Genomic DNA, 10,434 nt, shown 5'->3' on the forward strand with positions numbered 1-10,434 from the left:
TCTTCCTTCTTCCTTCTTCCTTCTTACCTGTCACCTGTCACCTGTCACCTGTCACCTGTCACCTGTCACCTGTCACCTGTCACCTGTCACCTGTCACCTGTCACCTGTCACCTGTCACCTGTCACCTGTCACCTGTCACCTGTCACCTGTCACCTGTCACCTGTCACCTGTCACCTGTCACCTGTCACCTCTCTCTATACCAGTTATACCAATATTTCGCGCTGCGAATGGCAAACCAGAGCAGGATTAAAGCCATTAATCCTCCTTGACGAGGAGCATCAACAGCAAAAACTACAAACGTAATACACAATATATCTTGTATAAATACTGCCCATATTGGCAAACCACGTAAGCGATAAAACCAACCTACTAAAACTAGCTGAAATACAAAAGCTAATAAACCACCAATCAATGCAACTAACCAACTTGGTGTTTCAGTCGCTGAAGCAACGGCTAAACCCATTAAAGCCCCGACGAAGGGAGATAAACATAAATGAACTTGCTGTACTATTCTCTGTCCAATTAATTTTTTGGAAGCAAATAGTTCAAATAAAGACCAACTAGTTAGTAGTCCGACTAAAACATGGGGTGAAAAATTTGATAATATTGGTAGCTGTGACCAGAGCCGATCACCTTGTAGGAGACCAATAATTAGTAAAGGTACACCTATTCTCATCCCAGCAGCAGCACCAGCAGATAATATGGCGAGAATTTCAATCATGGGTATATCCCTGACTTTACTAAATTAGAAACGGTGCTTTATTCATACTGACTGTTCCTTCTAATGGTTTCTGATCAAGACTAAATGAAATTAACATAGTCATGTTAGATGCAGGTTTAATTACTATATATACACTGTTGTAGTCTATCCTTTGATCTTTTGGATATAGTAATAAACCGCATATTTACTCTTCACTTTGCGACATCGAAGGAGTCAGTAGTCAGGAATCGAGGAGTCAAGAGGGAGAAGGAAGGAAGAATAAGAAGAAAGAAGAAGAAGGAAATTAACCCGGTAAGTCTAGTGCAATTAACAAGGCTTGCTCCAGATGTGCCATAACAACCGTAGAAAGTACACCTCTTAAACGCAAAAAGCGGGTTTTTGACAATACCCGCACCTGATCTGCCATTGCGATTGAGTCTTTCCTAAGTCCGCCATCTGGTGCTAAAATTAAAACTTGAGTAGGGTAAACTCGCTTCCCATCTTGATAGGTAGTACAGGGGACAGCTAAAACTACCGGGCTAGATAGATTAATCACGTCACGACTGACAATAATTACCGGGCGAGTTCCTCCCTGTTCTGAACCTTCAGTCATCTCCAGACGCGCATCGTATATCTCACCCCTTCTCATCTTGGAGATTCCCCTAGCTGCAACGCCTCCCACTGTGCAGTGGCAAATTCCACCTCTAGTCTTAGAACTTCTGCTTGATAATCTGGATCATTGGCCATTTCTGATAGTGCAGCATCTATTTCGGCTCGCTTTTGGATAGCTAGTTCTCGCCGCAAAGCTTGGACAACAAAATCATTCCGATTTTTAGCCTTTCCTTCCACAACTGCTTGATCTGTAGCTTCTAGCAGTTCTCTAGGAATGGTGAACGTCGTGCGAATGGTTTCTGCTTTCATAGCGCGTTCATTATTTGATGATTGAAGTGATGTCTTATATCATATCGTTTTACGCATCAATTAGTAAATTTAAAATAAATGGGAAGTTTCCACCTCCCATTCCCCCAGGAAATTATTTTGTAATTTGATTAGACAAGATAACTAGTATTCGGCACAATAGGGAACATTGCATACTCATACCAAGCCGTCCAGAGAAAACTGCGAAGCCATCGCTGGCGTTTTTCTAAACTTAATTCGTATGCAAATGCACCAGAAGAGGCATCAATGGAAGATAGATGAGAGTTGCATCCACAGCCATGTTGATAGGTGAAACCGTATTTGGAGGCTATACTCTGCACCTTCATTTGGATAGCAAAAACCTTACCTGCGTGTAATATGGCATCCCAGGAACGCTTATGTTCTATATCACGCTGATCAAATCTTAATGCCCGTTCTTCAAATACATGATCTCGATAAATTGGTGCTAAATGGACATGATAGAAACTAGCTGGTAGTTCATAACCAAACTCTTGGAAAAGTTCTAATCCAATCTGGGCTACTTTTACTTCGTTAGTGTATTCAGCACCCTTTGATTCAACTTTACGCAGAACTTCTTCAAAGTTGGGATAGTTGTGAACCATGAAGTCATGTCCATAAAATTCCAGTGTTTCCCTTGCTAGTTGCCCAAATAGCTCCGAAAATGAAGGAATTAGATGAAATAGATGTGGGCGATCGCTAAACAAATCAACATCACCAGATTGCAGTTTATATTGAAACAACTGCGCCATTTCAACATAGGTTTGTGTATCACTCAGTCTGACATTTGCCCTTCCTTTTGCAATATCTTGCCACACTGAAGGTAGTTGAGAAACAGTAACCGCATTTTCACCAACAATTACTGTAACGTTAGAGGCTTCTTGAAGTTGCATATCCAATTTCCACAGAGTGTTTAATTAACTAATCTACTGTAAGTAATCCTTTTTTTATCTTCCCAACATAATTAAAAAATGTTTGACAGGCTGTCTTTTGACATGGGACAGAGGATATCCATTACAGATTCTCTTCTCAGACATCTTTTAATATCCTTTGTCTGACTCTCTCGATAATTATTTTTTCTTCAGCAGATAGACCATTGAATAACATTTCATATATTATTGGTAAACCCAACTCTAAATCCTCTAAAAGAGTCCGCTGGCTAAATACATCTTCAGGTTTTCCTTCTAGCATCAATTGTCCTTTATCCATGACAAAAACCCAATCTGACCAGCGATACACTAAATCTAAATCGTGAGTTGCCATTAATAGAGTGTTACCATTTTCATGAATTTTTTTGAGAGTTGTCATCAAATTGCGAGTATGTTTAATATCTAAATATGCGGTAGGTTCATCTAATACTAAAAGTTGTGGTTGCAGGACCATAACATCAGCTATAGAAACTCGCTTTTTCTGCCCTAAACTGAGGTAATGTACTGGTGTTTCTGCTAAAGTAGTTAGCCCAAATTCCATTAAAGCTGCTTCTACTCGACTTTTAATTTCTAGTTCCGGCAAACCTAAATTACATAAACCGTAAGAGATATCTTCTTCAACCGTAGAAGCTACTAACTGTTGTTCTGGATCTTGAAAAACTAAACCAACTTGTTGCCGAATTTTACTGAGATAATCACGATTATAAACTAACGGTTGATTACACCAGCGGACAACACCAGAATTAGGTTTATATAGTCCATTCGCTAACAAGAAAAGTGTAGTTTTACCACAACCATTTTGACCAATTAAGGCACACTTCTTCCCAGAAGGTATTTTCATGGTTAGACCATTTAAAGCTGGTTTTTCTGAACCTAAATAAGTGTAATATACTTGATCAAATTCGAGTAAATATTCCTGCATCTCGGCAAATTTCTAATCCTATTAATACTACACATCCCAAAATTGCTTCAATAGTATATCGTTGAGATGGTTGATAACGTCGGGGATGCCAAACTCGAAATTCACCGGCGAAACCCCTAGCTTGCAATCCGAGAGAAAACTGATGATATTGTTGTAGAGTCCGCTGTAGTAATTGTCCTATTAATAGTGCTAAACTCTTCATACTACTATGCCAGGTGCGGTAGCCACCACGAGAATTTTGTGCTATCCACAATTCATTAGCTGTTTTGAGGAGAATAAAAATAAACCGATACATTATTAATAATAAATCGGTTAAAAGCACTGGAAATCTGTAGCGACGCAGAATTTCTAATATCTCGGTGAAAGGGACAGTTAACATGAGAAAATATAAACAGGAAACAGAAGCTAATGCTCTTGTTAAAATTCCCCATGCTTGAATGCTACCACTGCGACTGATATAAATATAAAAATGTCCGAGATTTAGCCCAAAAAAAGAATCTAATTCCACGCTGGGAAAATTATTAATTGCCACTCCATTTACCATCAATGCTGGTAAACTTGTCAAACAGAAAACTAGGGTAAATGATAATAATCGAAAATAAACCCTAGCAGGTATTTTGGCATAAATAACTGTCCAAACACCCATCCACAGTGATATTAAAATTTGCACTAGGGAATGGGTAGAAAGGGAAATTGCCAGAGTCGTAAATGCGAAAATTAGTTTATGTTCTGGTGGTAATTTTCGGAGGCGATTAGTGTAAGCTAAAGTGTCTAGTGGTAGACTCATTCTTCACTTTTTTGTTGTTGGGAACGGCCTTTGTAGACACCAATAGCATAACCAACTAATCCAGCACCTAAAGCGGCTTGTGAAGCAAATAATAAGCTGGCTATTTCTCCACTAGCTGGTTCAAAAAATGGTTTAAACCATGGTTTATATCCAGGTTGAATTTCAGTAATTGCTGCTTCGGCTTGGCCATCTGCACCAGCGAATTCTCCATCACGCACAAGTATTAACGGGGCAATTGCTAAAGCTAAAACTGCTAATATTAAAAACCAGTTATTCAATCCTGTTTTAGATTGATTCATTACTTTGATGTCCTTGCTTGATTAATTGCAAAAGTTCTAATTCTTGAAGATTATAGGATTGTAGCCAATTCCACACTAAGACAGTTAGTAATCCTTCGCTAATTGCTAAAGGAATTTGAGTAATTGCAAAAATACCGGCGAACTTAGTAAATGAAGCGATAAATCCACCAACAGGTGCAGGAAAAGCTAGAGCAAGTTGGATAGAAGTGATGATGTAGGTGAGTAGATTTGCTAATGCTGTTGCTAAAAATATGGCGATTTTTTGTTTACCACTCAACTGCATGATGAGATTATATATCCAGTAAGCTGCATAAGGTCCAGCGATCGCCATTGCAAAAGCATTTGCTCCCAATGTCGTTAAACCACCGTGGGCTAATAACAAAGCTTGAAATAAGAGTACCAAGCTACCTAAAACTGTCATAGTCAAAGGTCCAAACAACACTGCACCTAATCCTGTTCCTGTGGGATGAGAACAGCTACCTGTAACGGAAGGAATTTTCAATGCTGACAGGACAAAAGCGAACGCACCAGCTAAACCTAAGAGCAGTTTTAACTCTGGGTTGGCCTGGGTAATGCGTGTGAGACTACGTAATCCTAAAACAAAAAATGGTAAGGCCACGATCCACCAAAACATAGCCCACTGCACTGGTAAAAAACCTTCCATAATGTGCATAGCATAGGCAGGTTGTGGTGAACCAACTACCAAGTAAAAACTAATAAATCCCATCAGGGTTAGACTTACTAACGCCTGTTTTTTCCTGGACATAACCTGTACCTCGCAGATTTATGGTATTCGTTTCTATCGGCGGGTATTCTGACTCACCGTATTATGGCTCACAGTTGCGGGACAGCGCCGGATTTGCACCAAACTTCCCCCCTTACCTCCGACAGGACTAAGCGAGTGACTGCTTCCCATCAGAACCGATAGCAGTCACTATATCACTATTGAACTATCGGTCTCTAGAAAGTTTGCTTTGGAGACAAAGACGCTATTAAATCTTGTTTAATTCTTGATCATCTGGAAAATTGAGGATTGGTAAGCGATCGCCTCGAAATAATTCTTCAGTTGCTTCACCTAGATTGATCAAAGCCTCACTTGTAGCTTTCTGAGCAATAAGTAACATAAGTATAGATACTGTCCCCATTTGCAATAAACAAGTCGGGGGAATGGTAAAAGCAATCAAATTGAATCCGGTTGGAAAAGAGAACTGTTCTTTTGCAGGTGACATTGTAATTATTAAGTAATTTAGTTGATGGGTAAAATAGACAAAAAAAGTCAATCTTCAGTTCAGGAGACAGAATTTATAGAAGTGCCACAATCTGAAAACTATGGCTACGATATAGTACGTCAATGCTAACAGAAGAAAAATATAGCAGATCAAAGGTTAAAAGTATTCTTGGATCTCATATCACAGTATTGCCTGCTTACTGGGCGCTGTCCCTGAGTCCTTACCCTCTAAATTCTTCTAAAATACTATCTTTGTCAATTTTGCAAGCTGCGAAAGTAACAAAATTGTTAAAAAAAACAGCAAAATGTGATAATTCTATGATTCTAGTTTACAAGTACACGCCAAATCCCCAATCAACCCTTCCTGTTAAATTCTTCTGCCCATGAAAACAGTATTACTTGAGCGTCAAACATCCTTAGTGCAATGGGTTAGCCAAGCAACAGGTATAAATACTTTCGGGGTAAAAGTCCGGTTGTTAGGTAACGATCTGCATATTTTGTGTGAAAGCGTAGAATGTCCACAACGTTGGCAAACTTTGTCAGAATTGCTACAAGCACTCCAGCAAACAGATGTTGATACCCTCACCAACGACGAACAACCCTCAATATACCAAGTGTTAGTTTATGGTCGAAAAAAAGGGGAACACCGTCCCGAATGGTGTCATCGGGTGTACTTGAACCAGCTAGAACGGCATTTAGAACAGGTAGAACAGGCCTTATTAGCAGAGGCAGAAACACTAACAAATTCTAGTGGTTCATTGATTGTCTCTAATGAGAGTTTGGCACGCCAAGGAGATGTAGAAGCGATCGCTCGCTATCTGAGTGAATACCTCAGTCATTTAGGGGTAGCAGTACAGGTGAAGATTCATCCTTGTCAATCTAAGGATAATTCCCAAGCGATCGCCAATCGTCTGTTAATATTTTGTCAGTCAAGCTATAGCCCTGATCCTTCATTATTAGCAGAAACAGTCGCCCAAAAGCTAAGACATCTGAAACTTTCTGGCTATCAAGATGCTGTCATTATTTCTCAAGTGCGGGGCGAAATTGAGCCAGATTGGCGGTTACGGATAGATTTGACACCGCCAGAGGTAATGTTAAAAGAATGGGCGCGTTGGGGAGATGTGCAAGCGATCGCGAGAATATTAACCGAGGAACTCTTAGGTTTTAAAGTAGCGGTGCAAACTTCTCTCAAAGAATCTACTCTTCACATATTTTGTACTCCAGCTTTTGATCCCTTGGAAACTTCTCCTGCACCAGATAAGGAAACCGCCCTAGAGGCCATTGTCCCTCTGCTCGAAACTATCGCCCCCCAAGCCATTCTTTCAGCAGCCATATATGGACAAAAAATAGCGGATAAACAACCAGTTTGGATTGATTGGGTATCTTTACCGGCATCCCAGCATCCTGCTTTAGTTACATCTGCCTTGGATCTTGCCCATGCAGGAGATCAACCTGCTATTATCTTTTTATTAGAACGTCTACTCAATCCTGACCTAGATTGGCGATTGAAAACAGGTGGTATACGTGTACTCTTAGTTCGCAAAGAAGATTTATTACACATTATGTGTGATGCTCTCATTTGCCCCACACGCCATCAAGTCTCTAGTAAAGTTACTCAATTTATCCGCCAACTCAAAATTTCTGGTATTACTGGTGTCCGTGTTTATGGCCGTCGTGCAGGTGATAAAGAACCTGTTTGGCATTATGGCCTTGACTTGGGAGAACGTTCTCGATTAGTTCCCGAAGCAACACCAGAATTTGCTGCTACATCTGAATATGTAAGTTCCCTCATTACCAATGCAACTAATGAGCCGATTCTGCGTCCAGATTTAACAAAAGAAGAAGTAAAAACATTTGTCAAAGAAGTGGCAAAAAATTGGTTAACAAATACCAATCAAAAAATTAGAAAATTGCTTTTAAACAGCCAATTATTTACAACATCTAATCCCGAAATAGATCAAAATCCTGATGATCAAGGAATTCGTAGTGGTGTTATCTGGCTGGCTTTAGGATTACTTCTGGCTTTCCAAAGTGATTTGATGTTAGGTTATGTTTTATCATATACTGTCAAAAACTCTGCCAAAGTTACTAATAATCTAGTTCCACCTATATCTTCACAATCACAAATATCAATAGCAGAAGTAAATGAACAAACAACAGCATTTTCAACACAACCAATAACAACAGAAAACCCTAATAATCAGTCTGCATTTAATGATTCTGGATTCATAAATGGTAATAATTTACCAGCCGCACCATTAAAAGAAAAAGCCACCGCTACGGCAATTTTATTAGCAGCGCGATCGCCAATGCCCAGTTTTAATGCTAGGCAATTAGATGAACAATTAGCCTTATATAAACAGCGTCTAGCCCTGAAAAAGCGTCCACCAGATGTCCTCATTATTGGTTCTTCTCGCGCCCTTAGAGGAGTTGATCCTGTCGCCCTTTCTAAAGCTTTAGCCGCCCAAGGCTATCGGAATATTGATATATTCAACTTTGGGATTAATGGAGCAACAGCCCAAGTTGTTGATTGTCTGATTCGTCAAGTTTTAGAACCAGCAGAACTACCAAAAATGATTATATGGGCAGATGGTTCTCGCGCTTTTAATAATGGTCGAGAAGATATCACTTTCAACGCAATCGCAGCCTCACCAGGATACAAACAAATATTGCAAAAAGCTAGAACAACAGTAAAAACTGATGCCATACCCCAAAATAAAGAAGATGCTCCTGAAAAAATTATCAGTCAACCTGAAGTAGAAAATATTAATATCTATGAAGCAACTAACGACTGGTTAAATCAATCTGTAGCTAATTTATCTGCCAGTTATAAAAACCGTGAACAAATTAAAATTATTTTGCAAAAACAACTTCAACATCTTCCTTTTAATCATCAACATCCCCAAGTAAAACCAATAACTAACCTGACCAAAAATTCCGAAGCAGATACCACCTCTTCTATTCAAGGTGTTGATTTCGATGGATTTTTACCTTTATCCATTCGCTTTAATCCGGCAACATATTATCAAAATCATCCCAGAGTTTCTGGAAGTTATGACAATGATTATAAATCTTTCCAATTAACAGGTAAACAAGATGAAGCATTTAATTCAATGTTAGAATTTACCAAAAACAATAATATCTCTTTAATATTTGTGAATATGCCCCTTACCTCAGATTATTTAGATCCTGTCCGCACAAAATATGAACAGCAATTTCAAGAATATCTATTAAATTTTACCGGACATTCTAATTTTATCTATCGTGATTTAAGTCAGCTATGGCCAACAGCAAATGATTATTTTTCTGATCCCAGTCACCTTAATCGTTATGGTGCTTATGAAATATCCAAAAAACTGGCAGTAGATCCCATTATTCCCTGGACTAAAAAATAATTGTTCTTCGGTACTTGTTATTCTAAGTTCCCAATTGGGTAAGAGGGAATAGAAAAAAAGTTTTGAGCGATTTTACTTTTATGCAAACGTTTTGGTTATCTAATATCCACCTACTTACCAATTCATCATCAATCAATAAACAATGAAATTTATATCAATTTTTTATGGGCTTTTTTTGCTGAGTGTCTTAATAATTTACTGGAATGTCTATTTAGTAAATCTAAGATTATGGATACTACTCATAGCCAGTCTTGTTTTTTACGCATTTTTGCACATTCAATATATACCATTACTGTTGACACTAACTTTTATAAATTTCCGTATAGGTTTAGAAATTGGCAATAATACTTCCCCAGGGAAACATTCTCAAGACTGGCGTTTATCTAATGAAGAATGGCAATTTGCTCAAGCTGACTGGAATCAACGCCGACTTAAATTATTAGGGATTGGTGTCGGCTTTAATATTTTTATTCTCTTGGGTTTTAAATACCTCAATCCTCTCCTAAATTTAGTTTTTAATCTGCCTACAAACTCACCAGAATCAACAATTAAATTAGTTGCTCCCTTAGGAATTTCCTTTTTTACCTTTGAATGTATTGCTTATTTAATAGATGTTTATCGTGGCGCTCCAGCTACATCTAAATTTATACAATTTGCTACTTATAAATTATTTTTTGCAAAACTTATTTCTGGACCAATTACTCGCTATCATCATTTAGCCGGTCAATTCAATACACTACGATTTCCCAGCATTGATAGACTCGCAGAAGGATTATGGTTAATTGCTAGAGGTGCTGTTAAAAAAGGAATTCTCGCCGATAATTTGGGGATATTTGTAGATTTATGTTTCGGTAACTTACAACGAGCAGGTAGTACAGATTTATGGTTAGCTACCTTTGCTTATGGCTTGCAATTATATTTAGATTTCAATGGTTATGTAGATATTGCTCGTGGTAGTGCGTTACTTTTTGGTTTAGTTCTACCTGAAAATTTTGACTTTCCCTACTTTAGTACCAGCATTGGAGATTTTTGGCGACGCTGGCATATAACATTAGGTGATTGGTTGCGGAATTATCTCTACTTTCCTTTGGGTGGTTCTCGTCGTGGTTTAATACGTACCTGCGGAAACTTATTGATAGTAATGTTAGTAGCTGGTATTTGGCACGGTTCAGCTTGGGGTTTTATAATCTGGGGATTATTGCATGGAATTGCATTAGGAGTTCATCGTCTCACAGATG

At 38.6% G+C, this 10,434-nt stretch carries 11 protein-coding genes and 1 riboswitch; of the genes, 2 read left to right on the plus strand and 9 right to left on the minus strand.

Annotated features, from left to right (window positions below):
• Nucleotides 1–184: 184 nt before the first annotated feature.
• The 9 genes from FJR38_RS04000 to FJR38_RS04040 form a co-directional block, all read right to left on the minus strand.
• A complete protein-coding gene (locus tag FJR38_RS04000; protein WP_168500084.1) occupies nt 185–721 on the minus strand; it encodes a DUF4126 domain-containing protein in 537 nt (178 codons plus the stop codon).
• A gap of 283 nt (nt 722–1,004) precedes the next feature.
• Nucleotides 1,005–1,349: a type II toxin-antitoxin system PemK/MazF family toxin gene (locus FJR38_RS04005; protein ID WP_168500086.1), complete on the minus strand. Its 345-nt coding sequence runs from the start codon at nt 1,347–1,349 to the stop codon at nt 1,005–1,007.
• On the minus strand, nt 1,346–1,621 hold the full coding sequence (locus FJR38_RS04010; RefSeq protein ID WP_168500088.1) for a ribbon-helix-helix domain-containing protein: 276 nt from the start codon (nt 1,619–1,621) through the stop codon (nt 1,346–1,348). Before FJR38_RS04010 ends, FJR38_RS04005 begins: the two co-directional genes overlap by 4 nt.
• Before the next feature lie 128 nt (nt 1,622–1,749).
• Nucleotides 1,750–2,529, minus strand: a complete 780-nt coding sequence (locus FJR38_RS04015; RefSeq protein ID WP_168500090.1) for a hypothetical protein — start codon at nt 2,527–2,529, stop codon at nt 1,750–1,752.
• Between the two features lie 136 nt (nt 2,530–2,665).
• On the minus strand, nt 2,666–3,487 hold the full coding sequence (locus FJR38_RS04020; RefSeq protein WP_168535523.1) for an energy-coupling factor ABC transporter ATP-binding protein: 822 nt from the start codon (nt 3,485–3,487) through the stop codon (nt 2,666–2,668).
• Nucleotides 3,462–4,274 carry a cobalt ECF transporter T component CbiQ gene (gene cbiQ / locus FJR38_RS04025; protein WP_168535525.1) on the minus strand — a complete coding sequence of 271 codons (813 nt, stop codon included), beginning with the start codon at nt 4,272–4,274 and terminating at the stop codon, nt 3,462–3,464. The genes FJR38_RS04020 and cbiQ overlap by 26 nt, the downstream gene beginning before the upstream one ends.
• The gene (locus FJR38_RS04030; RefSeq protein WP_168535527.1) at nt 4,271–4,573 is read right to left on the minus strand and encodes an energy-coupling factor ABC transporter substrate-binding protein; all 303 of its coding nucleotides are present in this window, start codon (nt 4,571–4,573) and stop codon (nt 4,271–4,273) included. Before FJR38_RS04030 ends, cbiQ begins: the two co-directional genes overlap by 4 nt.
• Nucleotides 4,560–5,339, minus strand: a complete 780-nt coding sequence (locus FJR38_RS04035) for an energy-coupling factor ABC transporter permease (protein ID WP_168535529.1) — start codon at nt 5,337–5,339, stop codon at nt 4,560–4,562. Before FJR38_RS04035 ends, FJR38_RS04030 begins: the two co-directional genes overlap by 14 nt.
• Before the next feature lie 20 nt (nt 5,340–5,359).
• Nucleotides 5,360–5,514: riboswitch (cobalamin riboswitch) on the minus strand.
• Nucleotides 5,515–5,565: 51 nt separating this feature from the next.
• On the minus strand, nt 5,566–5,802 hold the full coding sequence (locus FJR38_RS04040) for a hypothetical protein (RefSeq protein WP_168535531.1): 237 nt from the start codon (nt 5,800–5,802) through the stop codon (nt 5,566–5,568).
• A 382-nt stretch (nt 5,803–6,184) separates the two neighbouring features.
• Between FJR38_RS04040 and FJR38_RS04045 the strand changes: the two genes are divergently transcribed.
• Complete coding sequence (locus FJR38_RS04045; RefSeq protein ID WP_168535533.1) at nt 6,185–9,196, plus strand: DUF1574 family protein; 3,012 nt, start codon at nt 6,185–6,187, stop codon at nt 9,194–9,196.
• Between the two features lie 142 nt (nt 9,197–9,338).
• Nucleotides 9,339–10,434 (plus strand): MBOAT family protein (locus FJR38_RS04050; RefSeq protein WP_371418141.1); only part of this gene is annotated, 1,096 nt, incomplete at its 3' end.

The sequence above is a fragment of the Anabaena sp. UHCC 0253 genome, from assembly GCF_009712085.1.
In the GTDB taxonomy this organism is placed as follows: Bacteria; Cyanobacteriota; Cyanobacteriia; order Cyanobacteriales; family Nostocaceae; genus Dolichospermum.